The sequence below is a fragment of the Mycobacterium sp. NGS63 genome, assembly GCF_059812295.1.
Genome location: NZ_JCALCJ010000001.1, coordinates 230,213 through 252,253, shown reverse-complemented (window position 1 = coordinate 252,253; position 22,041 = coordinate 230,213). Strand labels below are relative to the sequence as shown.

20 protein-coding genes are annotated in these 22,041 nt (G+C 70.2%); 7 read left to right on the top strand and 13 right to left on the bottom strand.

Translation table 11 applies throughout. From position 1 onward, the window contains the following. Nucleotides 1-24: 24 nt before the first annotated feature. Nucleotides 25-1,821, top strand: a complete 1,797-nt coding sequence (locus AC5Y4Z_RS01300; RefSeq protein ID WP_499960421.1) for a PE domain-containing protein — start codon at nucleotides 25-27, stop codon at nucleotides 1,819-1,821. On the opposite strand, the gene metK is transcribed toward AC5Y4Z_RS01300, so the two are convergent. From metK to mihF, 5 genes are all read right to left on the bottom strand, one after another. Beyond that, a complete protein-coding gene (metK, locus tag AC5Y4Z_RS01295; RefSeq protein ID WP_499960420.1) occupies nucleotides 1,818-3,029 on the bottom strand; it encodes a methionine adenosyltransferase in 1,212 nt (403 codons plus the stop codon). The two genes, AC5Y4Z_RS01300 and metK, sit on opposite strands and share 4 nt — an antisense overlap. A gap of 90 nt (nucleotides 3,030-3,119) precedes the next feature. Beyond that, nucleotides 3,120-4,370 carry a bifunctional phosphopantothenoylcysteine decarboxylase/phosphopantothenate--cysteine ligase CoaBC gene (gene coaBC, locus AC5Y4Z_RS01290; RefSeq protein ID WP_499960419.1) on the bottom strand — a complete coding sequence of 417 codons (1,251 nt, stop codon included), beginning with the start codon at nucleotides 4,368-4,370 and terminating at the stop codon, nucleotides 3,120-3,122. 17 nt (nucleotides 4,371-4,387) lie between these two features. Beyond that, on the bottom strand, nucleotides 4,388-4,711 hold the full coding sequence (gene rpoZ / locus AC5Y4Z_RS01285; protein ID WP_499960418.1) for a DNA-directed RNA polymerase subunit omega: 324 nt from the start codon (nucleotides 4,709-4,711) through the stop codon (nucleotides 4,388-4,390). A gap of 60 nt (nucleotides 4,712-4,771) precedes the next feature. Continuing rightward, the gene (gene gmk, locus AC5Y4Z_RS01280; protein ID WP_499960417.1) at nucleotides 4,772-5,398 is read right to left on the bottom strand and encodes a guanylate kinase; all 627 of its coding nucleotides are present in this window, start codon (nucleotides 5,396-5,398) and stop codon (nucleotides 4,772-4,774) included. A gap of 58 nt (nucleotides 5,399-5,456) precedes the next feature. Continuing rightward, entirely contained in the window at nucleotides 5,457-5,771 is a 315-nt protein-coding gene (gene mihF / locus AC5Y4Z_RS01275) for an integration host factor, actinobacterial type (RefSeq protein WP_046185993.1), read from the bottom strand. Nucleotides 5,772-6,215: 444 nt separating this feature from the next. Here mihF and AC5Y4Z_RS01270 point away from each other — a divergent pair, with 444 nt between their 5' ends. Continuing rightward, complete coding sequence (locus AC5Y4Z_RS01270; RefSeq protein WP_499960416.1) at nucleotides 6,216-6,638, top strand: TOBE domain-containing protein; 423 nt, start codon at nucleotides 6,216-6,218, stop codon at nucleotides 6,636-6,638. A 123-nt stretch (nucleotides 6,639-6,761) separates the two neighbouring features. On the opposite strand, the gene pyrF is transcribed toward AC5Y4Z_RS01270, so the two are convergent. The 7 genes from pyrF to pyrR all read right to left on the bottom strand — a co-directional run bounded on the left by pyrF (nucleotide 6,762) and on the right by pyrR (nucleotide 15,417). Continuing rightward, nucleotides 6,762-7,589 carry an orotidine-5'-phosphate decarboxylase gene (gene pyrF, locus AC5Y4Z_RS01265; protein WP_499960415.1) on the bottom strand — a complete coding sequence of 276 codons (828 nt, stop codon included), beginning with the start codon at nucleotides 7,587-7,589 and terminating at the stop codon, nucleotides 6,762-6,764. Next, complete coding sequence (carB, locus tag AC5Y4Z_RS01260; RefSeq protein WP_499960414.1) at nucleotides 7,586-10,927, bottom strand: carbamoyl-phosphate synthase large subunit; 3,342 nt, start codon at nucleotides 10,925-10,927, stop codon at nucleotides 7,586-7,588. The genes pyrF and carB overlap by 4 nt, the downstream gene beginning before the upstream one ends. An 82-nt stretch (nucleotides 10,928-11,009) precedes the next feature. Next, entirely contained in the window at nucleotides 11,010-12,128 is a 1,119-nt protein-coding gene (gene carA / locus AC5Y4Z_RS01255; RefSeq protein ID WP_499960413.1) for a glutamine-hydrolyzing carbamoyl-phosphate synthase small subunit, read from the bottom strand. Beyond that, nucleotides 12,121-12,633 carry a PH-like domain-containing protein gene (locus AC5Y4Z_RS01250; RefSeq protein WP_499960412.1) on the bottom strand — a complete coding sequence of 171 codons (513 nt, stop codon included), beginning with the start codon at nucleotides 12,631-12,633 and terminating at the stop codon, nucleotides 12,121-12,123. Before AC5Y4Z_RS01250 ends, carA begins: the two co-directional genes overlap by 8 nt. Then, on the bottom strand, nucleotides 12,630-13,922 hold the full coding sequence (locus AC5Y4Z_RS01245) for a dihydroorotase (RefSeq protein ID WP_499960411.1): 1,293 nt from the start codon (nucleotides 13,920-13,922) through the stop codon (nucleotides 12,630-12,632). Before AC5Y4Z_RS01245 ends, AC5Y4Z_RS01250 begins: the two co-directional genes overlap by 4 nt. After that, nucleotides 13,919-14,863, bottom strand: a complete 945-nt coding sequence (locus tag AC5Y4Z_RS01240) for an aspartate carbamoyltransferase catalytic subunit (protein WP_499960410.1) — start codon at nucleotides 14,861-14,863, stop codon at nucleotides 13,919-13,921. The genes AC5Y4Z_RS01245 and AC5Y4Z_RS01240 overlap by 4 nt, the downstream gene beginning before the upstream one ends. Continuing rightward, entirely contained in the window at nucleotides 14,860-15,417 is a 558-nt protein-coding gene (gene pyrR, locus AC5Y4Z_RS01235) for a bifunctional pyr operon transcriptional regulator/uracil phosphoribosyltransferase PyrR (RefSeq protein ID WP_499960409.1), read from the bottom strand. The genes AC5Y4Z_RS01240 and pyrR overlap by 4 nt, the downstream gene beginning before the upstream one ends. A gap of 130 nt (nucleotides 15,418-15,547) precedes the next feature. Here pyrR and AC5Y4Z_RS01230 point away from each other — a divergent pair, with 130 nt between their 5' ends. The 5 genes from AC5Y4Z_RS01230 to AC5Y4Z_RS01210 are packed head-to-tail and all read left to right on the top strand — an operon-like array spanning nucleotide 15,548 to nucleotide 20,711. Continuing rightward, the gene (locus AC5Y4Z_RS01230) at nucleotides 15,548-16,177 is read left to right on the top strand and encodes a class I SAM-dependent methyltransferase (RefSeq protein ID WP_499960909.1); all 630 of its coding nucleotides are present in this window, start codon (nucleotides 15,548-15,550) and stop codon (nucleotides 16,175-16,177) included. Between the two features lie 33 nt (nucleotides 16,178-16,210). Beyond that, nucleotides 16,211-17,500, top strand: a complete 1,290-nt coding sequence (locus AC5Y4Z_RS01225) for an HNH endonuclease (protein ID WP_499960408.1) — start codon at nucleotides 16,211-16,213, stop codon at nucleotides 17,498-17,500. Between the two features lie 53 nt (nucleotides 17,501-17,553). Then, nucleotides 17,554-18,918 carry a G1 family glutamic endopeptidase gene (locus AC5Y4Z_RS01220; RefSeq protein WP_499960407.1) on the top strand — a complete coding sequence of 455 codons (1,365 nt, stop codon included), beginning with the start codon at nucleotides 17,554-17,556 and terminating at the stop codon, nucleotides 18,916-18,918. Nucleotides 18,919-18,960: 42 nt separating this feature from the next. Next, a complete protein-coding gene (locus AC5Y4Z_RS01215; RefSeq protein WP_499960406.1) occupies nucleotides 18,961-20,166 on the top strand; it encodes a serine hydrolase domain-containing protein in 1,206 nt (401 codons plus the stop codon). A 5-nt stretch (nucleotides 20,167-20,171) separates the two neighbouring features. Next, nucleotides 20,172-20,711: a GNAT family N-acetyltransferase gene (locus tag AC5Y4Z_RS01210; protein ID WP_499960405.1), complete on the top strand. Its 540-nt coding sequence runs from the start codon at nucleotides 20,172-20,174 to the stop codon at nucleotides 20,709-20,711. Between the two features lie 3 nt (nucleotides 20,712-20,714). Here the strand turns inward: AC5Y4Z_RS01210 and AC5Y4Z_RS01205 are convergent, their stop codons facing one another. Beyond that, complete coding sequence (locus tag AC5Y4Z_RS01205) at nucleotides 20,715-21,995, bottom strand: cytochrome P450 (protein WP_499960404.1); 1,281 nt, start codon at nucleotides 21,993-21,995, stop codon at nucleotides 20,715-20,717. Nucleotides 21,996-22,041: the final 46 nt, after the last annotated feature.

The following is a 22,041-nucleotide window of genomic DNA, read 5'->3' as shown; positions in this document are numbered from 1 at the left end:
GGTTGACGGAAAGGGCGACCGACGATGTCGTTTGTGTTCGCCATGCCGGAGCAGGTGCGTGCGGCGGCAGCGGATCTCGCCGGCATCGGCGCGACGATCGAGTCGGCCAACGCGGCGGCGGCGGCCGCGACCACGCAGGTGGCGTCCCCCGCCGCCGACCAGGTGTCCGCGGCGGTCGCGGAGCTGCTTTCCGGGCATGCCCGGGCCTATCAGGCCCTGAGCGCCCAGACCGCGGCGTTGCATCGCGGGCTGGTGCAGAACCTTTCCGCCAACGCGGCCGCGTATGCCGGCACCGAGCTGCAGAACGCGCTGGGCGTCGGCAACGTCGGCCACACCAACGTCGGCAGCGCCAACATCGGCAGCGGCAACGTCGGCAGCGGCAACAAGGGCGACGGCAACCTGGGTCTCGGCAACGCCGGCAACGGCAACCTGGGTGGCGGCAACCTCGGCAATGCCAACGTGGGGGCCGGCAACCTCGGCGACCTCAACGCCGGCGCCGGCAACCGCGGCAACGGCAACATCGGCTTGGCGAACCTGGGCGATGGCAACCGCGGCATCGGCAACAACGGCAGCAACGACCTCGGCATCGGGCTCAACGGCAACAATCTGGTCGGCATCGGCGGGCTCAACGCCAACGGCAGCATCGGCAACTGGGGCTGGGGCAACTCCGGCAACAACAACGTCGGCCTGGGCAACACCGGCGACCACAACATCGGCTTCGGGCTGACCGGCAACAACGAGATCGGCATCGGCAACACCTATTACGACATCGCCACCGGTCAGCTCACGCTCGGCGGGCTCAATTCCGGCAGCGGCAACGTCGGCCTGTTCAACTCCGGCACCGGCAACACCGGCCTGTTCAACAGCGGCACCGGCAACACCGGCGTGTTCAACAGCGGCACCGGCAATTGGGGGCTGTTCAACGCGGGCAACGCCAACACCGGCATCGGCAACACCGGCGACATCAACACCGGATTCTGGAATGCCGGCTACTCCAACACCGGCTCGTTCGACGCCGGGTACCAGAACGTCGGGGCGGGCGACCCCGGCAACAGCAACGTGGGGTCCTGGAACGCCGGGGAAAACAACATCGGCGGTTTCAACGGGTCAAACGGAAACATCGGCCACTTCAACGGCGGCTACAACAACATCGGCGTCGGCAACGCCGGCGCGTTCAACATGGGCAGCTTCAACGGCGGCGACCAGAACGTGGGCGACATGAACGCGGGCTGCGACAACACCGGATCGTTCAACGCGGGCAACACCAACACCGGTTTCTTCAACTCGGGCAACGTCAACACCGGGCTGTTCAACGCGGGCACCCTGGACACCGGGTGGGGCGGCACCGCCGACCTGAGCGGGTTGGTGGCCAACTCGGGCTTCGGCAACACCGGCACCGGCAACTCGGGCTTCTACAACACGAGCGACGCCAACTCGGGCTTTTTCAACTCGGCGGCCGGCGGCCTCAACTCCGGCTTCTTCAACACCGGCGCCGGCGGAAACGACATGGGCGCCTTCAACTCCGGCGGTGGCACGTTCACGGTCGGCTTCGCCAACACCGGCAGCGGCTTCGGGATCACCGGCATCGCCAACTCCGGCATCGGCGACTACAACACCGGCATCGGCAACTCCGGTCACGGCGGCAACAACACCGGCTTCTGGAACACCGACTCGTTCACCGGCGGCAACACCGGCTGGTTCAACTCGGGCGTCGGCAACAACACCGGCTTCTTCAACTCCGGCGGGGGCTACCCCTTCGTCGAAGGCAACTCGGGCTTCGGCAAGTCCGGCACCGGCGGCTCCGGGTTCTGGAACCCCTAGATCGCGCGCTTGAGCTCGTCGACCATGTTGAGCTGCTCCCACGGCAGCTCGATGTCGGTGCGGCCGAAGTGCCCGTAGGCGGCGGTCTGCGCGTAGATCGGGCGCAGCAGGTCGAGGTCGCGGATGATCGCGCCGGGCCGCAGGTCGAACACCTCGGGCACGATCTTCTCGATCTTGACCGGGTCGACGATCGCGGTGCCGAACGTCTCGATGAACAGCCCGACCGGGGCGGCCTTGCCGATGGCGTAGGCCACCTGCACCTCCACCCGCTCCGCCAGGCCGGCGGCAACGATGTTCTTTGCCACCCAGCGCATCGCGTACGCCGCCGAACGGTCCACCTTGGACGGATCCTTGCCGGAGAACGCCCCGCCGCCGTGGCGGGCCCAGCCGCCGTACGTGTCGACGATGATCTTGCGGCCGGTCAGGCCCGCGTCGCCCATGGGGCCGCCGAGCACGAACTTGCCGGTCGGGTTGACCAGCACCCGGGTCTCCGACGAGTCCAGGGTCTCGTGGGCCAGCTCGTCGAGCACGGTCTGGAGCACGTGCTTGCGGATGTCGGGGTCCAGCGTCTTCTCCAGGTCGATCCCGTCGGCGTGCTGGGTGGAGACGACCACGGTGTCCAGCCGCACCGGGACGTTGTCCTCGTATTCGATGGTGACCTGCGTCTTCCCGTCCGGACGCAGGTAGTCCAACGTCCCGTTTTTGCGCACCTCGGTCAGCCGCCGCGACAGCCGGTGGGCCAGCGCGATCGGCAGCGGCATCAGCTCCGGGGTGTCGTTGATGGCGTAGCCGAACATCAGGCCCTGGTCGCCGGCGCCCTGGGAGTCCAGCGGGTCCTGCTCGCCCTGGACCCGCGCCTCGTAGGCGGTGTCGACGCCCTGGGCGATGTCGGGCGACTGCGCGCCGATGCCGATGTTCACGCCGCACGTCGACCCGTCGAAGCCCTTGTCCGACGAGTCGTAGCCGATGTCGAGGATCCGTGCGCGCACCGTGTTGGTGATGTCGGCGAAGGCCTCCTTGGCCGACGTCGTCACCTCGCCCACCACGTGCACCTGGCCGGTGGTCACCAGAGTTTCGACCGCGACACGTGAGCGGGGGTCCTCCGCGAGCAGGGCGTCGAGGACCGAGTCGCTGATCGCGTCACAGATCTTGTCGGGATGCCCTTCGGTCACCGACTCACTGGTAAACAGACGACCCTTTTCGCTCACAGTCTCGATCCTTCCAATAGTTAGGTAGTCGAATTATATCGTCCGGCGTCAGCCGGCGCCCGTCCGGGCGCCGCTGCGAAGTAAACCCTGCTACCCGCTGTCGCCGTGCAGGAACGCGACGATTGCGTCCACGATACGACTGGCCATCAGCGTCTTGGAACCGTGTGGCAGCGCCGACTCGGTGCCGTCGGAGGCCAGCAGCCAGCCGTCGTTGCTGTCCACCTCGAACGCCCTGTTGTCGCCGACGGCGTTGACCACCAGCAGGTCGCAGCCCTTGCGCCGCAGCTTGGCCCGGGCGTGGAACAGCACATCGCCGTTGGCGTCGCCGGTCTCGGCGGCAAAGCCCACGATGGCGCGCATGTTGGGCAGCTGCCCGTGCGCCCGGGCCCGCACGGCCCCGGCCAGCACGTCGTCGTTGCGGGCCAGCTCGATCGTCGGCAGCTCGGCCTGGGGATCGGGGCCCTTCTTGATCTTGGCGGTGGCGACCTGCGCGGGCCGGAAGTCGGCGACCGCGGCGGCCATCACCAGCACGTCGGCCTCGGGGGCGTGCTTGGACACCGCCTCGCCGAGCTGCTGGGCCGAGCTGACGTGCACCACGTTGACGCCGGCGGGGTCGATCAGGCCGGCGGTGTGCCCGGCGATCAGCGTGACCTCGGCGCCGCGCTGGGCGGCGACGCGCGCCACCGCGTAGCCCTGCTTGCCGGAGCTGCGGTTGCCGATGAAGCGCACCGGGTCGATCGGTTCGCGGGTGCCGCCGGCGGTGACCAGCACCCGGTAGCCGGACAGGTCGTAGGGCAGCGCGTCGTGGCGCTCGAGCAGCAGGTGCACCAGGGTGGTGATCTCCTCGGCCTCGGGCAGCCGGCCCGCGCCGCTGTCGGTGCCGGTGAGCCGCCCGTGCGCGGGTTCGAGCACCACCGCACCGCGGCGCCGCAGCGTGGCCACGTTGTCGACGGTGGCCGGGTGCAACCACATCTCGGTGTGCATCGCCGGCGCGAACAGCACCGGACATCGCGCGGTCAGCAGCGTGGCGGTCAGCAGGTCGTCGGCGCGGCCGTGCACCGCGCGGGCCAGCAGGTCGGCGGTGGCCGGCGCCACCACGACCAGGTCGGCCTGCTTGCCGAGGTGGACGTGCGGCACCTCGGGGACGTCGTCGAAGACGCCGGTGCGCACCGGCTGGCCGGACAGCGCCTCGAAGGTGGCCGCGCCCACGAACCGCAGCGCGGATTCGGTGGGGATGACGCGGACGTCGTGGCCGGCCTCGGCGAGCTGGCGAACGACCGTGCACGCCTTGTAGGCGGCGATGCCGCCGGAGACGCCGACGACTATCCGTTTGCGATCCACCGCGCCCGGCCTGTCTGTTACTCGCCCTCGGTGTGTTCCAGCAGGTCGCCGTGGATCTCGCGCAACGCGATCGACAGCGGCTTCTCCTGCAGCCCGGGCTCGACCAGCGGCCCGACGTATTCGAGGATGCCCTCGCCGAGCTGGTTGTAGTAGTCGTTGATCTGGCGGGCCCGCTTGGCCGCGTAGATCACCAGGGCGTACTTGCTGGACACGCGGTCCAGCAGCTCGTCGATGGGCGGGTTGGTGATGCCGAGGGGGGTGTCGTAGGCGCCCTGCCCGCCTACCGACGGGTCGAACTGGTCCACGGCGGTCAGCGACGCGTCGGACGGGGAAATGCTCACGTAGGTCAGTCTCCTGGCGGATTGAAGGGGTTTGCGCTCGGATGCAGTCTGTCTAGCGGTTCATGCCGGGCCCGGCGCAGTTTCCACCAGCAAGGATACCAATTCGGCGCACGCAGACTCCAATCGACTGTTGACCACGACCTCGTCGAAGTCGTCCTGCGCCGCCATTTCGGTGCGGGCGGTGTCCAGGCGGCGCCGCATCGCCTCGGGGGTCTCGGTGCCGCGGCCGACCAGCCTGGCCTCCAGGTCCGCCCAGCTGGGCGGGGCCAGGAACACCGTGAGCACCTCCGGCATCGCCTTCTTGACCGCCCTGGCGCCGGCCAGGTCGACCTCGATGAGCACCGGCAACCCGGACGCGGCGGCGGCCCGCACCGGCTCGGCCAGCGTGCCCGAGCGGTGCAGCCCGCCGTGGATCTCGGCCCACTCCAGCAGGGCGCCGTCGTCGATCAGCTGCTGGAACCGGTCGGGGCTGACGAAGTGGTAGTCGACGCCGTCGACCTCGCCCGGGCGCGGAGCGCGGGTCGTCGCCGAGACGCTGAACTGCAGGTGGGGAATCCGCTCCCGCAGACAGCGGACCACCGACGACTTGCCGACCGCGGAGGGACCGGACAGCACGACCACGCGCCCCTTGCCCGTTGGCTCGGGGCGTGCCCCCTGCACGACGTCCGGCCCCCCGCTCGCGCTCATCGACGCTCCCGGGTCGGTGCCCCCACAGGCCGTTCGGCCTGCATCGCCGCCGGTGCGGTTAGGAGCCGAACTTTTCCAGCAGGGCCTTGCGCTGCCGGTCGCCCAGGCCGCGCAGGCGGCGGGTGGGGGCGATTTCCAGCTCGGTCATGATCTCCTGCGCCTTGACCTTGCCCACCTTCGGCAACGCCTCCAGCAGCGCAGACACCTTCATCTTGCCCAGGACTTCGTTGGTCTCGGCGTCCTTGAGCACCTGGGTCAGGTTGGTGCCGCCCCGCTTCAGGCGGTCTTTGAGCTCTGCTCGCGCACGACGTGCGGCAGCCGCCTTCTCCAAAGCGGCCGCCCGCTGCTCGTCGGTCAACTGGGGAAGGGCCACGATTCCTCCGTATCTGTCAATCGACCGAAGTCGATCTCCTTTTGTCTCTGCCGGGTACTTCAGCCAGCGGAGATGACCGTACTCACGCTTCCTGACGAAATCTAACCCGGCCCCCTGGTTAATTCCGCAAATGTCCAGCGTGGGCCCGTCCGACCGGCCCCGCGCCGGGCCCGCGGCGCGGCGCCGAAACGGGGTCGCTCGGGCGCGGTTTCGGTCGCTGGGCGGGCACCTCGGCGTCCCAGGATTCGCCTTCTACCTGCGGGTTTGCGCTCCTCGGCGGGAAGTGGCGGGGGCGGTGAGCGCCGCCCCGCGGGCGCGGGCGTACGGGCCCCGATGGCCCTCGGCAGGGGTGCCGGGGATCACGGATTTTTTCGTTGCGTGTCGCGCGTGTCGCGTTCGGAGGATCAACCGCCAGGTCGGCGGCGCTTCCGTTACCATCGAACGGTGCCGAACCTGCGCATCCGTCAGGCGGCTGAGCTGCTGGGAGTCAGTGACGACACCGTCCGGCGATGGATCAACCAAGGCACGTTGTCGGTCAGCAACGACGCGGCCGGCCGCAAGGTCATCGCCAGCGAGGACTTGGCGGAGTTTTCGCGGACCAACGCGCCCGCTCCCCCGCCGGACCCGCTGAGCATCGGCAGCTCGGCCCGCAACCGGTTCGTCGGGCTGGTCACCAAGGTCGTCAGCGACAAGGTGATGACCCAGGTCGAGATGCAGTGCGGCCCCCACACCGTGGTCTCGCTGATGAGCACCGCAGCGGCCCAGGAGCTGAACCTCGCGCCCGGCAGCGTCGCCGTGGCCGTCGTCAAGGCCACCACCGTCATCGTCGAAACCGCGCGGCCCGGGACGGCCATCTCGTCGGACTGAGGCTTTGCCCAGCGTTCGAATGTGAGCCCAGGGCTTTCAGTGTGAACCCAGGGCGGCAGCCGGGGCGATCTCCCCGCCCACGATTCACTGTCGAAGCCCAGGATTCACACCCGACGCCCAGGCCTACAGCGCGGACAGGTACGCGACGGCGTCCAGCATCCGTTCGGCGGCTGCGCGCAGGTCCGACACGTCGGGCCCGGCGCGCAGCACCTCGCGAGCAACCGCGGGCAGCAGCTGGCCCGGCGCGGCCCCGCCCAGGCCGGCCAGCGCCTCGGGCCGGCCGCCCTGCACCCCGACACCGGGCACCAGCACCGGCCCGCCCAGCTCGCTGACGTCGGGCGCCTCGAACACCGTCGCACCGAGCACCACGCCGACGTAGCCGGGCTCGGACGGGGTGGCGGAGCGGTTGACCACCGCGGCCTGGTCGACGATCAGCTGCGACACCGTCCGGCCGTCGAAGGCCGCCCGCTGCACGGTGCCGCCCTCCGGGTTGGAGGTGGCCGCCAGCACGAACACCCCCCGGTCGTGGGCCGCCGCGGCCTCCAGCAGCGGCCGCAGCGAGCCGAACCCCAGATACGGCGAGGCGGTCACCGCGTCGGCGGCCAGCGGCGAATCGCCCGCCCAGGCCGCCGCGTAGGCCGCCATCGTCGACCCGATGTCCCCGCGCTTGGCGTCGGCCAGCACCAGCACCCCCGCCGAGCGCAGCGCGGCGATGGTGCGTTCCAGCACCGCGTATCCGGCGGCGCCGTACGCCTCGAAGAACGCCACCTGGGGCTTGACGACGGCGAAGCCGGAGAACGCCTCGATGCAGGTGTCGCAGAACGCGGCCAGCCCGTCGGGGGTGGTGGGCAGGTCCCAGGCCCGCAGCAGCTCGGGGTGCGGGTCGATGCCCAGGCACAGCGGGCCGCGGGCCAGCTTCGCCGCGGCCAGCCGGGCGCCGAATCCGGTCACTGCGCGCCCATCGCGCTGTGCAGCTCCTGCAGCGACCGCACGCCGATGTCGCCGCGGATGCCCGCCTCGATGCCCTGCACCGCCGCCGACGCGCCCTGCACGGTCGTGACGCAGGGGATGTTGACCGACACGGCCACCGAGCGGATTTCGTAGCCGTCGATGCGCGGGCCCGAATTGCCGTAGGGCGTGTTGATCACCATGTTGACGTCGCCGGCCCGGATCGCGTCGACGGCCGACATCTCCGGGCGGCCCGGCTGCGGCGGCTCGAAATGCTTGCGCACCTCGTCACAGGGAATCCCGTTGCGCCGCAACATCTCCGCGGTCCCTTCGGTGGCCAGGACGCGAAATCCCAAGTCGGCCAGGCGCTTGACCGGGAAGACCAGGGACCGCTTGTCCCGGTTGGCCACCGACACGAAGATCGTTCCGCGGGCCGGCAGCGACCCGTAGGCGGCGGTCTGGCTCTTGGCGAAGGCGCTGCCGAAGTCGCGGTCGATGCCCATCACCTCGCCGGTCGACTTCATCTCCGGGCCCAGCAGCGAGTCGATGCCCTCGCCGTCGGCGCGGCGGAACCGGTGGAACGGCAGCACGGCCTCCTTGACCGCGATGGGCGCGTGCGGCGGCGCGTGGGCGCCGTCCCCGGAGGCGGCCAGCATGCCCTCGTCGCGCAGCTGGGCGATGGTGGCGCCCAGCATGATTCGGGCACACGCCTTGGCGAGCGGGATCGCGGTGGCCTTGGACACGAACGGCACCGTGCGGCTCGCCCGCGGGTTGGCCTCCAGGACGTAGAGCACGTCGTCCTTCAGCGCGTACTGCACGTTGAGCAACCCGACCACGCCGATGCCGTGGGCGATGGCCTCGGTGGCGCGGCGCACCTTCTCGATGTCGCTGCGGCCCAGCGTGACCGGGGGCAGCGCGCAGGCCGAGTCGCCGGAGTGGATGCCGGCCTCCTCGATGTGCTCCATGATGCCGCCGATGTACACCTCGGCCCCGTCGCACAGCGCGTCGACGTCGATCTCGACGGCGTCCTCGAGGAAGCGGTCGACGAGCACCGGGTGTTCGGGCGACAGCGCGGTGGCGCGGGTGATGTAGCCCTCGAGCGTCTCCTCGTCGTAGACGATCTCCATGCCGCGACCGCCCAGCACGTAGGACGGGCGCACCAGCACCGGGTAGCCGATCTCCTCGGCGATCCGGCGGGCCTGGGCGAAAGTCGTTGCGGTGCCGTACTTCGGCGCGGGCAGCCCGGCACTCGCCAGCACGTCACCGAAGGCGCCGCGGTCCTCGGCCAGGTCGATGGCCTCCGGCGGGGTGCCCACGATCGGGACCCCGGCGTCGAAGAGCCGCTGCGCCAGCCCGAGCGGGGTCTGCCCGCCCAGCTGCACGATGACGCCCACCACGCCCGGACCGCCGCTGCCCGACTGCGTTTCGGCGTGGAAAACCTCGAGGACGTCCTCGAACGTCAGCGGCTCGAAGTAGAGCCGGTCGGCGGTGTCGTAGTCGGTGGACACCGTCTCCGGGTTGCAGTTGACCATGACGGTCTCGAAACCGGCCTGGCTCAACGTGGTTGCCGCGTGCACGCAGCTGTAGTCGAACTCGATGCCCTGGCCGATGCGGTTGGGCCCCGAGCCGAGGATCAGGACCTTGGGTTTGTCGGCCTGCGGGGCCACCTCGGTTTCGGCGGCGGGGTCCAGCTCGTAGCTGCTGTAGTGATACGGCGTCTTGGCCTCGAACTCCGCCGCGCAGGTGTCCACCGTCTTGTACACCGGGTGGATGCCGAGGCGCTCGCGCAGCGAGCGCACGCCCTGCTCGCCGGCCAATTCCGGGCGCAGCGCGGCGATTTGGCGGTCCGAGAGCCCGCTGTGTTTGGCCTGCCGCAGCAAATCCGCGTCGAGCACCGGGGCGGCGACCAGCTCGGCGCGCAGCTCGACCAGACCGCCGATCTGCGCGACGAACCACGGGTCGACGCCCGAGGCCCGCGCCACCTCTTCCACCGAGGCGCCCAGCCGCAGCGCCAGCTCGATGTCGTAGAGCCGGCCCTCGGTCGGCGTCCGCAACCGGGTCAACGCCTCCCGGGCGCCACCCTGCGGATCCGGCTTGGTCCAGAACCCGGCGCGGTCCGTCTCCAGGGACCGCATCACCTTGCCGAGCGCCTCGACGAAGTTGCGGCCCAACGACATTGCCTCGCCGACGGACTTCATGGTGGTGGTCAGGGTGGGGTCGGCGCCGGGGAATTTCTCGAACGCGAACCGCGGCGCCTTGACCACGACGTAGTCCAGCGTGGGCTCGAAGCAGGCGGGCGTCTCCTTGGTGATGTCGTTGACGATCTCGTCGAGGGTGTAGCCGATGGCCAGCTTGGCGGCGATCTTGGCGATCGGGAAGCCGGTGGCCTTGGACGCCAGGGCGCTGGACCGCGACACGCGGGGGTTCATCTCGATGACGATCAGCCGGCCGTCGTCCGGGTTGATCGCGAACTGGATGTTGCAGCCCCCGGTGTCGACGCCGACCTCGCGCAGGATCGCGATGCCCAGGTCGCGCATCCGCTGGTATTCGCGGTCGGTCAGCGTCATCGCCGGCGCGACGGTGACCGAGTCGCCCGTGTGCACGCCCATCGGGTCGAAGTTCTCGATCGAGCAGACCACGACCACGTTGTCGTTGCCGTCGCGCATCAGCTCGAGCTCGAATTCCTTCCAGCCGTAGATCGATTCCTCGATGAGCACGTTGGCGCTGGGGCTTTCGGCCAGCCCGGCGCCGGCCATCCGGTCGACCTCCTCGACGGAGCGCGCCATGCCCGAGCCCAGCCCGCCCATGGTGAAGCTGGGGCGCACCACCACCGGCAGGCCCAGCTCCGCGACCGTCTCGCGGACCTCGTCCATGGTGAAACACACACGGCTGCGGGCGGATTCGCCGCCGACCTTGGCGACGATGTCCTTGAACATCTGCCGGTCCTCGCCACGCTGGATGGTGTCGAAGTCGGCGCCGATCAGCTCGACGCCGTGGCGCCCCAGGGCCCCGTTCTCGTACAGCGCGACCGCGGTGTTGAGCGCCGTCTGCCCGCCCAGGGTGGCCAGCAGCGCGTCGATCTTGTTGCCCCGCTCGGCCTGCTGGGCGATCACCTTCTCGACGAAGGCGGGGGTGATGGGCTCGACGTAGGTGTGGTCGGCGTACTCGGGGTCGGTCATGATGGTGGCCGGGTTGGAGTTGACCAGGCTCACCTGCAGGCCCTCGGCGCGCAGCACCCGGCAGGCCTGGGTGCCGGAGTAGTCGAACTCGCACGCCTGGCCGATGACGATCGGCCCAGAGCCGATCACCAGCACATGGTTGAGATCAGTCCGCCGTGGCACTAGCGGCCCCTTTCCTTGGCGCGAGCGCCCGCATTTGTACGCGATCTACGGCGTGTCGCTGTACAGACACGCGCGCTCGCGGTCATTGGTGCCCCTCCATCAGGTCGACGAATTGGTCGAAGAGGTAGTTCGCGTCGTGCGGGCCGGCGGCGGCCTCCGGATGGTACTGCACCGAAAACGCCCGCCCGTCTTTGAGTTTGACGCCCTCGACCACCCCGTCGTTGGCGCAGGTGTGGCTGACGATCGCCGGCCCGAACGGCGTGTCGAAGGACTGGCCCGCCTCCCCCTCCAGCGCGAAGCCGTGGTTCTGCGCGGTCACCGCGACCCGGCCCGTGGCGTGGTCGATGACGGGGATGTTGATGCCGCGGTGGCCGAAGACCATCTTGTAGGTGGACAGGCCCAGCGCCCGGCCGAAGATCTGGTTGCCGAAACAGATGCCGAACAACGGGATTCCGGCGCCCAGCACCTCGCGGGTGAGCGCGACGACGTGGTCGGCGGTGGCGGGGTCGCCCGGGCCGTTGGACAGGAACACGCCGTCGGGTTTGATCTCGGCGATCTGCCCGAACGTCGTCGACGCCGGAAGCACGTGGCTGCGGATGCCGCGCCTGGCGAAGTTGCGCGGGGTGTTGGTCTTGATGCCGAGGTCCAGCGCGGCCACCGTGAACCGCTGCTGCCCTTCGGATTCCACGACATAGCCGCCGTCGGTGCTGACCTCGCCGGCGAGGTCGGCGCCCAGCATCGACTGCTGGCCCCGCACCCGCCCGCCCAGCTCGTCCGGTTCGGCCAGCGCCGCACCCGAAAAGACCCCGGCCTTCATCGAGCCGCGGGTGCGCAGGTGTCGCACCACCGCGCGGGTGTCGATGCCGGAGATCCCCACGATGCCCTGGCGCACCAGCTCGTCCTCCAGCGTGCCGGTGGCGCGCCAGTTCGACGCGCGCGGCGACGGGTCGCGCACCGCGTATCCGGCGACCCAGATCTTGTCGCCGCGGCTCTCGGCGTCCTCACCATTCCAGCCGGTGTTGCCGATCTGCGGCGCCGTGGCCACCACGATCTGCCGGTGATAGCTGGGGTCGGTCAGCGTCTCCTGATAGCCGGACATGCCGGTGGAAAAGACGGCCTCCCCGAGCGTTTCGCCGACCTTGCCGAACGGCTTGCCGGTGAAGACGCGGCCGTCCTCGAGTACCAGTACGGCCTTATCCATGCGCAGCTCCCTCCTGCGACTCCAGCCACGCGGTGTATTCGTCGCGGTGGTGTGCCCGAAACCCGATATCGATCTCGGCGCCCGACGGCAGCCGCCAGCGGATCGCCAATATGCCGATGCGCGCGCCGACCCTGCCGGACATCCGGCGTTCCATGCGGATAGCCTTAATTGACCCTTGCGGAATCCAGATCGGTTGCGCCCGAACGCGTTCCAGCATGACCCCCTCGGGGTAGCGGGTCAGCACCGCCTTGCCGCGGTAGCCCAGATCGCCGACGGCGACCCGCTCGCTCCAATCCGGCGCCATCATCGCCCCGCAATAGTGGCCGCGGGTGGTGATGCTCGCCGTGCCCACCCGCTGGGGGATGTCGGGCAGGTCCCCGATCAGCTCGGCGTGGCGCTGCGACCGGCGCTGCCAGCCGCGCATCATCAGCTGGATCAGCACCGCGATCACCACCACCAGCACGGCCGCGAAGATCAGCGACCCCGCCAGCGTCCCTGAACTCATGCCGGGCTCTTCCCGTCCCGCGCGGTGATCTTTCCGCGCAGCAGGGTCGCGGTCACGGTGGCCGGCAAGGTCATCGACTCGTACGGGGTGTTGGCCGACCGGCTGGCCAGGTCCGACCCCGCGACCGTCCACGTGGCGCCCGGGTCCACGACGGTCAGGTTGGCCGGCTCCCCCACCTCCAGCGGGCGGCCGTGATCGGGCAGGCCGACGATGCGGGCCGGGTTCTCGCTCATCACCCGCGCGACGTCGCGCCACGTCATCAGCCCGGGCGCCACCATGGTCTGCACCACCACCGACAGCGCCGTCTGCAGCCCCAGCATGCCGGGGCGCGCCGCCGAGAACTCGACGCATTTCTCGTGCTCGGCGTGCGGGGCATGGTCGGTGGCCACACAGTCGATTACCCCGTCGGCCAGCGCTTGACGCAGCGCGATCGCGTCGGTGTCCTCGCGCAGCGGCGGATTGACCCGGTTCACGCCCGCGTAGCTGGCCAGCCGGCTGTCGTCGAGCAGCAGGTGGTGTGGGGTGACCTCGGCGGTGATCGAAATGCCTTGCCCCTTGGCCCATTTCAGGATCGCGACGGTGCCCGCGGTGGAGGCGTGGCAGATGTGCACCCGGGCGCCCGCGTCGCGGGCCAGCAGCGCGTCGCGCGCCACGATCGATTCCTCGGCCGCGCGCGGCCAGCCCGCGAGCCCGAGCCGCGCGGCGGTGGGGCCCTCGTGGGCGACGGCGCCGACGGTCAGGCGCGGCTCCTCGGCGTGCTGGGCGATCAGCACCCCCAGGCCCCGCGCGTACTCGAGGGCGCGGCGCATGATCAGCGGGTCGTGCACGCACACGCCGTCGTCGGAGAACATCCGCACCTGCGCGGCGCCGGCGGCCATCATGCCCATCTCGGTGAGCTCCGCCCCGGCCAGCCCGACGGTGACGGCCCCGACGGGATGCACGTCGACCAGCCCGACCTGCTGGCCGCGATGCCAGACGTGGTCGGTGACCACCGGGCTGTCGGCGACCGGGGTGGTGTTCGCCATCGCGAACACCGCCGTGTACCCGCCCAAAGCCGCCGCCGCCGAGCCGGTTTCGATGTCCTCGGCGTACTCGCGGCCGGGCTCGCGCAGGTGGGTGTGCAGGTCGACGAACCCGGGCAGCAGCACCTGGCCCGTCGCGTCGATGACGTTCGCGAGGTCCGGGATGGCCAGCCCCGCCCCGATTTCGGCGATCTGGCCGTCGTCGACCAGCACGTCGACGCCGTCGCCCTCGCCGTAGGGGCGCACACCGCGGATCAGCACGCTCATGCCGCTATCTCCTCCGCCCCAACCAGCAGGTGGAACAGCACCGCCATCCGCACGTGCACGCCGTTCGAGACCTGTTGCAGCACGGCCGATTGCGACGAGTCCGCCACCGTCGACGAGATCTCCATGCCCCGCACCATCGGGCCCGGGTGCAGCACCACGGCGTGGCCGGGCAGCATGGCCTGGCGCCGCTCGGAAAGTCCGTAGCGCACCGAGTACTCGCGCACCGACGGGAAGAAGCCGCCGTTCATCCGCTCGGCCTGCACCCGCAGCATCAGCACCGCGTCGGCGGCGGGCAGCTCGGCGTCGAAGTCGTAGGACACGGTGGCCGGCCAGCCCTCGACCCCGACCGGCAACAGCGTCGGCGGCGCGACCAGCACCACCTCGGCGCCCAGCGTGGCCAGCAGGTGGACGTTGGAGCGGGCGACGCGGCTGTGCAGGATGTCGCCGACGATCACGATGCGCCGGCCCTCGATGTCACCGAGCCGTTGGCGGACGGTCAGGGCGTCCAGTAGCGCCTGGGTGGGGTGCTCGTGGGTGCCGTCCCCGGCGTTGATCACCGACGGGCCGTCACCGTCGGCGCAGGTCCACTCCGCCAGCAGGTGCGCCGCCCCGGAGGCCGGGTGCCGGATGACCAGCGCGTCGGCGCCGGCGGCCCGCAGCGTCAGCGCGGTGTCGCGCAGCGACTCCCCCTTGCCCACCGAGGATCCGGCGGCGCTGACGTTGATCACGTCGGCGCTCATCCACTTGCCGGCCACCTCGAAGGACACCCGGGTGCGGGTCGAGTTCTCGTAGAACATGGTGACGACGGTGCGGCCGCGCAGCGTCGGCAGCTTCTTGATCTCGCGGCCCACCAGGGCCTGGGCGAACCGGTCGGCGTCGTCGAGGATGGCGGTGGCGTCGTCGCGGCTCAGGTCGCCGGCGGCCAGCAGGTGGCGGGTCATCGCGAGATCACCACCGCGTCGCGGCCGTCGTGCTCGCTCAGCAGCACGTGCACGCTTTCGCCGCGCGAGGTCGGCACGTTCTTGCCGACGTAGTCGGCGCGCAGCGGCAGTTCGCGGTGGCCGCGGTCGACCAGCACCGCCAGTTGCACCGCCCGCGGGCGGCCGACGTCGCGCAGCGCGTCCAGCGCCGAGCGCACCGACCGCCCGGAGTAGAGCACGTCGTCGACGAGGATCACCAGCGCGTCGTCGATGCCGCCGGCCGGGATCGAGGTCGCCTCCAGCGGCCGCGGCGGTTTCTGCATCAGGTCGTCACGGTAGAGGGTGATGTCGAGGGCGCCGCGCGCGACGTCCACGCCGCTGAATTCGCCGATGTTGGCGGCCAGGCGCTCGGCCAGGATCACGCCGCGGGTCGGGATGCCCAGCAGCACCACGCGGGGCCGGGACCGGCTCGCCTCATCTAACGCGGTCTTTTCGATGATCTGGTGCGCGATGCGGGAAATGGTGCGGCCGACGTCGGCCGCCGACATCAATTCCCTGCCGTTGGCGTCACCCATGAAAGGACTTGACCTCCTTCTCCGCCTCGCCGGACGGATCGTTAAAGGATGTCGACTGCCGGGCAGCGTAGCATTCCGGCCTACCCTGGCGAAAATGACAGGCTCTAATCCTTCCGGTTTTCCGTCCGGGTTGCAGCGGATGGACTTCGACGCGCTCTACCGCGGTGAGAGCCCCGGCCCGGGGATCCCGCCGATGACCACTCCGCCGTGGGATACCAAGGCGCCCAAGGAGAGTGTCATCGCCTGGCACACCGGCGGGTGGATACACGGCGACGTTCTCGACATCGGCTGCGGGCTCGGCGACAACGCGATCTACCTGGCCGGGCAGGGCTACCGCGTCACGGGGCTGGACATCTCGCCGACCGCGCTGATCACCGCCGAGCGCCGGGCCGCCGACGCCGGGGTCGACGTGCGCTTCGCCGTGACCGACTCCACCAAGCTCGAGGGCTACACCGACGCCTTCGACACGATCGTCGACAGCGGCATGTTCCACTGCCTCGACGACGAGGGCAAGCGCAGCTACGCCGCCGCGGCGCACCGGGCGACCAGGCCCGGCGCCACCTTGCTCATCAGTTGCTTCTCCGACGCCAACCCCGACGAGGAACGGCCGCGCCCGGCGGTGTCCGAGCAGACGCTGCGCGACGTCCTCGCCGGCGCCGGCTGGGATATCGAGTCGCTGGAACCGGCCGCCGTGCGCCGCGAGGTGGACGGGAATTCGGTCGAAATGGCCTTCTGGTACGTCCGCGCGCAGCGGCGCTAGCGGGCGTCCGGCCGCCGTGCTACTGTCGAACACATGTTCGAACACGGTGGGCTTGCGGCGGTGGATCCGCGCGCCGACGAGGCGGCGCTGATCGCGCGGATCGCCGAGCTGGAGGCGGTCAAGTCGGCGGCCGCCGCGGGTCAGGCGCGTGCGGCCGCGGCGTTCGAGGCGCTGCGCCGCCGCAACGAGTCCGACGCGGGTGTGCCGTCCGCGCAGCGTGGCCGCGGGGTGGCCAGCGAGATCGCGCTGGCGCGACGGGATTCGCCGGCGCGGGGCGGGCGGCACCTCGGTTTTGCGAAGGCGCTGGTGCACGAGATGCCGCACACCCTCGCCGCGCTGGAGGCGGGGCGGCTGTCCGAGTGGCGGGCAACCCTGATCGTGCGGGAGTCGGCGTGCCTGGACGTCGAGGATCGCCGCGCGCTGGACGCCGAGATGTGCGACGACGGCTCGAAGCTGGACGGGATGGGCGACGCGCGCATCGCGGCGGCGGCCCGGGCGATCGCCTACCGGCTCGACGCGCAGGCGTTTGTCGACCGCGCGGCCAAGGCCGAATCCGAACGCACGGTGACGATTCGGCCGGCCCCCGACACCATGAGTTGGGTGACGGCGCTGTTGCCGGTGGCCAAGGGCGTGGCGGTGTACGCGGCCCTCAAGCGCGCGGCCGACACCACGTTCGACGACCGCAGCCGCGGCCAGGTCATGGCCGACACCTTGGTCGAGCGCGTCACCGGGCGCCCCGCCGAGGTGGCCGAACCGATCGCGGTCAACCTGGCGCTGAACGACGGGACGCTGTTCGGTGACGACGACTGCGCCGCGGTGGTCGACGGTTATGGCCCGATTCCGGGGGCGGTCGCCCGCCACCTGGTGAGCGACGCGGTCGGTGATGCACGGTCGCGGGCGACCCTGCGCCGGCTCTACCGCCATCCCCACTCGGCGGCGCTGCTGACCATGGAATCGCGGGCGCGTTGCTTCCCGAAGGGCCTGGCGACGTTCATCGGCCTGCGCGATCAGCGCTGTCGCACGCCGTACTGCGACGCCCCGATCCGCCACCGCGACCACGCCGAGCCGAGTCACCGCGGCGGACCGACCACCGCGGCCAACGGGCTCGGGTCGTGCGAGCGCTGCAACTACGCCAAGGAAGCGCCCGGCTGGCGCGTCACCACCGAAGTGGACGAAACCGGCTGCCACACCGCCGAATTCGTCACGCCCACCGGGGCCCGCTATCGCTCCGGCGCACCACCGGCGCCCGGGCCGCCGCGGGTGGAGCTGAGCGAGATCGAAACCCGGATCGCCATCAAACTCGACGATCTGCATGCGGCCTAGGTTGGCGAGCGGAGGCTCTTATGCGAAGTCGCTGGTCGGCGTATCGTCCTTCCATGACTACCGAGTCAGCCACACAGTCACCGCCACCGGAATTTCCCGATGGTGACACGCATTTCAGCTACACGATCAGTCCCCGAACCGAAACGCTCATCCGGTTGCGGACCCTGCCCGATGCCGTCTGCCGAATTCGCCTCGACGACCGCACTGAAAGATCCGCCGCGGTGATCGCCAGTCCCGCCGGGTGCCTCGACTTGTACTCCACCACAACGGCGGAAGGCGAGATCCGCCGGATCACCGTGGAGGCCGAGAGCGGCAAGAAGTCGGCCGAACACGTCATCGACATCCGCTGCGCGGGATCCCCGACGGACGACGCGCCGAGCCCGGCGGCGTCGCCGTGGCCGTCGTCGCCGGCGGACATTCGGCTGCCCGCGCTCAGCGAGGAGGAGTGCCGCGATTCCGACCGGGCGGAGCTGATGGCGCGCGGCTACCCGTCGCGGCCGGACCCCGACGCGGCGCCGGCCGCGTACCGCACCTGGTGTCGGGCGGTGTCCCGGCCGCTGACCATCGTCGCCCCGAGTTATGTCCCCAACCCCGACATCGGGCATGGCCGAAAAGTCAAGATCGGCGAAAAGCGAGGCACACCAACGGATACCGGTGTCAAGGTGGACCCGTCGATGATCCACCCCGACTACGTCGAAACCGACAACACCTTCAACTGGTGCGGTGGTGAGCTCCGCTACGTCGACGGCCGTTCGTTCGACGAGGTCGAGGGCGCGTGGATGGTGCCGAACGTGTCGCTGGACGACGCCGACAACGGGTCGGCGGACGTCGCGATCTGGGTCGGCCTGGACGGCGGTGAAGGCCAGGTCGATCTCCTGCAGGGCGGAACCGTTCACTCGGTTTCGAAGAACGCCGGTCACGTCGTCACCACACACCAGGCGTGGTCCGAATTGCTGCCCAACCAGCCGTCGTACGTCGTCCTGAACAACCTGCCGGTCGCACCGAATGCTCAGATCCAGTGCACGGTGGCCGTGGTGGACCGCAACAACGCGCCCGCGCACAACGGTGTCGGCGGTCTCGTCGACGTCATCAACCTCACCACCGAACAACTGGGCCGCGCCGTCACACCGTTGGGCGGCACGTTCGTCACGGGCCGTCAGGCCGAGTGGATCTTCGAGCGGGTCACCCTGGCGAACAACCAATTGACTTGGTTGGCAACGTTTCCCAACAGCACGATCACCCAGGCGTACGCCGTGCCGTCCGACATCTCCCAACCGTCGCTGCCGTGGTACACCCCGAGCGCCGACGGGGTCGCGTGCGTCTACGACACCATGGACAACTCGGCGAACGTGATGCTGGCCTATCCGATATTGGTGAACAACGACCAGGTGGGAGCGGGCTGGAAGCAATCCCACTGACCGACGGTCACCCCCAGGCGGGCGCCCACTACCCTGAACAGCGTGAATCTGGACGTCAATCAGGCCGCCATCCGCGAAGCGTGCGAGGCCGGCCTGCTGGCCGGCGCGGTGACGATGGTCTGGCAAAGCGGAAACCTGCTGCAGGTCAACGAGATCGGCTACCGCGACATCGACGCGGGCCTGCCGATGCAGCGCGACACGCTGTTTCGCATCGCGTCGATGACCAAGCCGGTCACGGTCGCGGCGGTGATGAGCCTGGTCGACGAGGGCAAGCTGACGCTGAAGGACCCGGTCGTGCGGTGGGCGCCCGAGCTGGCCGGCGTGCGGGTGCTCGACGACCCGCACGGCCCGCTGGAGCGCACGCACCCGCTGCGCCGCGCCATCCTGATCGAGGACCTGCTCACCCACACCAGCGGCCTGGCCTACGGCTTCTCGGTGTCCGGGCCGATCGCCAAGGCCTACGTGCGGCTGCCGTTCAACCAGGGCCCCGACGCCTGGCTGGCCGAGCTGGCCAGGCTGCCGCTGGTGCACCAGCCCGGTGACCGGTTGACCTACAGCCACTCCATAGACCTACTGGGCGTCATCGCTTCTCGCGTCGACGACAAGCCGTTCCACCGGGTGCTCGACGAACGGGTCCTGGGTCCGGTGGGAATGCCCGACACCGGGTTCTTCGTGTCCCCCGAAGGGCGCCGCCGCGCGGCGACCATGTACCGGCTCGACGGGCAGGGCCAGCTGCACCACGACGCGATGGGGCCGCCGCACATCAAACTCCCGTCCTTCTGCAATGCCGGCGGCGGGCTGTGGTCGACGGCCGACGACTATCTGCGGTTCATCCGGATGTTGCTCGGCGACGGGACGATCGACGGCGCGCGGGTGCTCTCCCCCGAGTCGGCGCGCCTCATGCGCACCGACCGGCTCACCGACGATCAAAAGCGCCACAACTTCCTGGGGGCGCCGTATTGGGTCGGCCGCGGCTTCGGGCTGAACCTGTCGGTCGTGACCGATCCGGCCAGTAGCGCGCCGCTGTTCGGGCCGGGCGGCCTCGGAACGTTCAGCTGGCCCGGCGCGTACGGCACGTGGTGGCAGGCCGACCCGACCGCCGACCTGGTGCTGATGTATCTGGTCCAGAATCTGCCCGACATGTCCGTGGACGTGGCCGCGGCCGTCGCGGGTAACACCACGCTGGCGAAACTCCAATCCACGCAACCGAAATTCGTCCGGCGGACCTATCAAGCGCTCGGCCTCTGACTCCCGTGGTCGACTACCCGCCTGACCGCATCGCCGGGCCGCGGCTGCTGCTGCGCCCGCCGGTGCTCGACGACGCGGGCGCGCTGTTCCAGCGGGTCGCCCGCGATCCCGCGGTCACCAAGTACCTGCTGTGGGCGCCGCACCCCAACGTGGCGGCGACGCGCCGGGTGATCACCGAAAAGCTCAACGCCAGCGACGAGGAGCGGACCTGGGCGATCGCGCTCAAGCACCGCGGCGACGTCATCGGCCTGACCAGCTGCCGGCGCCCCGTCCCGCACTCGGTCGAGATCGGCTACTGCCTGGGCCGGCGGTGGTGGGGCAAGGGGTACATGTCCGAGGTGCTCGAGCTGCTGCTGACCGCGCTGGACGCCGACCCGACGGTCTATCGGGTCTGGGCGACGTGCAGCCCCGACAACGAGCGCTCGGCGCGGCTGCTCGAGCACGCCGGCTTCGTGCTGGAGGGCCGGCTGGCCCGCCACGCCGTCTATCCCACCATGGGGCCCGAACCCCAGGACAGCCTGCTGTACGCCAGGATCCTGCGGTAAAGCTCAGTCCACCGGGGTGAACTCGATGTGCAGCTCGGTGAGCCCGCGCAACAAGAACGTGGGCTCGTAGCGGTATCGGCGGTCGGTAGCCGCGCCGTGCTCGGTCTCGCTGATCGCGACGTCACGGGTGCGGTCGAGCAACCGGTTGACGGTGATGTGTCCTTCCACCCGCGCCAGCGGGGCGCCCGCGCAGGTGTGGATGCCGCGGCCGAAGGCGATGTGCTCGCGCACGTTTTTGCGGTCGACCCGGAACTCGTTGGGGTTCTCGAACTTTCGCGGATCGCGGTTGGCCGCGCCCAGGCACAGCATCAGCACCGTGCCCGCGGGGATGCGCATCCCGCCCAGCGTGGTGGTCTTGCGCGCCAGCCGGAAGTCGACCTTGGTCGGGCTCTGCATCCGCAGCGACTCCTCGACGAACGCGCCGACCAGGTCCCGGTCCGCGCGCAGCCTCGCCTGCAGTTCCGGCTGGTCGCCGAGCACCTGCACCGCCGTGCTCAGCAGCTTGGTCACGGTCTCCTGTCCGGCCGCGAACAGGAAGGTGGCCGGCCGGACCACCTCCAGCAGCGGCGGCGTCGACCCGTCGGGGTAGGTGGCGGTCGCCAGCCCGGTGAGCACGTCCTCGCGCGGGCGTTCGCGGCGCTCGGCGATGTAGCCGCTGAACAGGTCGTCGAGGTACTGCAGCGGGTTGCTGCCGACGGGCTCGTGGTCCAGGGCGCCGACCCGCGCGCCCGGCGCGCTGCCGGCTCCGAGGTTGCGGCGGATCTGCGGGCGGTCCTCCTCGGGCACCCCGAGGAGGTCGGCGATCGCCAGGGTGGCGAACGGCTTGGCGTACTCGCCGAGGAACTCGCAACGGCCGTGAGCGAGGAACTCGTCGAGCTGGCGGTCCGCCAATTGCCAGATGTAGTCCTTGTTTTCCTGCAGCCGGCGCGGCGTCAGCAGCCGGCCCAGCAGCGAACGCGCCTTGTCGTGTTCCGGCGGGTCCATGACCACCATGTGCTCGAAGATCGGGAACTCGTGGCGATGCGCCTCGATCTGGTCGCTGATGTCGTCACCCTCGGGGGTGAACGGCAGCGGCGGGAACGGGCCGCCGATCGCGTTGACCGCGGAGAACGAGTCGACGTCCTTGAACGCGGCGAGCACCTCCTGGTAGCCGGTCACGGCCACCACCCCGTGGTGCGGTTCGCGGAATACAGGCCCCCGGCCGCGCAGGTAATCCCAGTACCCGTAGGGATCCTGCGCCGTCTCGGCGTCGGTGAAGTAGTCGACGTCGGCGACACCGCTCACGAGCACAGCTCCCTTCGGGTACTGATCGATCGATCAAATTGCTAGG

Bases quoted from the DNA above. Each gene is read 5' to 3' on its own strand.
- carA (WP_499960413.1), bottom strand. From the start codon at position 12,128: ATGGATAAGGCCGTACTGGTACTCGAGGACGGCCGCGTCTTCACCGGC.
- pyrR (WP_499960409.1), bottom strand. From the start codon at position 15,417: ATGGGTGACGCCAACGGCAGGGAATTGATGTCGGCGGCCGACGTCGGC.
- AC5Y4Z_RS01300 (WP_499960421.1), top strand. From the start codon at position 25: ATGTCGTTTGTGTTCGCCATGCCGGAGCAGGTGCGTGCGGCGGCAGCG.
- AC5Y4Z_RS01220 (WP_499960407.1), top strand. From the start codon at position 17,554: ATGACTACCGAGTCAGCCACACAGTCACCGCCACCGGAATTTCCCGAT.
- AC5Y4Z_RS01240 (WP_499960410.1), bottom strand. From the start codon at position 14,863: ATGACCCGCCACCTGCTGGCCGCCGGCGACCTGAGCCGCGACGACGCC.
- AC5Y4Z_RS01225 (WP_499960408.1), top strand. From the start codon at position 16,211: ATGTTCGAACACGGTGGGCTTGCGGCGGTGGATCCGCGCGCCGACGAG.
- gmk (WP_499960417.1), bottom strand. From the start codon at position 5,398: ATGAGCGCGAGCGGGGGGCCGGACGTCGTGCAGGGGGCACGCCCCGAG.
- AC5Y4Z_RS01245 (WP_499960411.1), bottom strand. From the start codon at position 13,922: ATGAGCGTGCTGATCCGCGGTGTGCGCCCCTACGGCGAGGGCGACGGC.
- AC5Y4Z_RS01250 (WP_499960412.1), bottom strand. From the start codon at position 12,633: ATGAGTTCAGGGACGCTGGCGGGGTCGCTGATCTTCGCGGCCGTGCTG.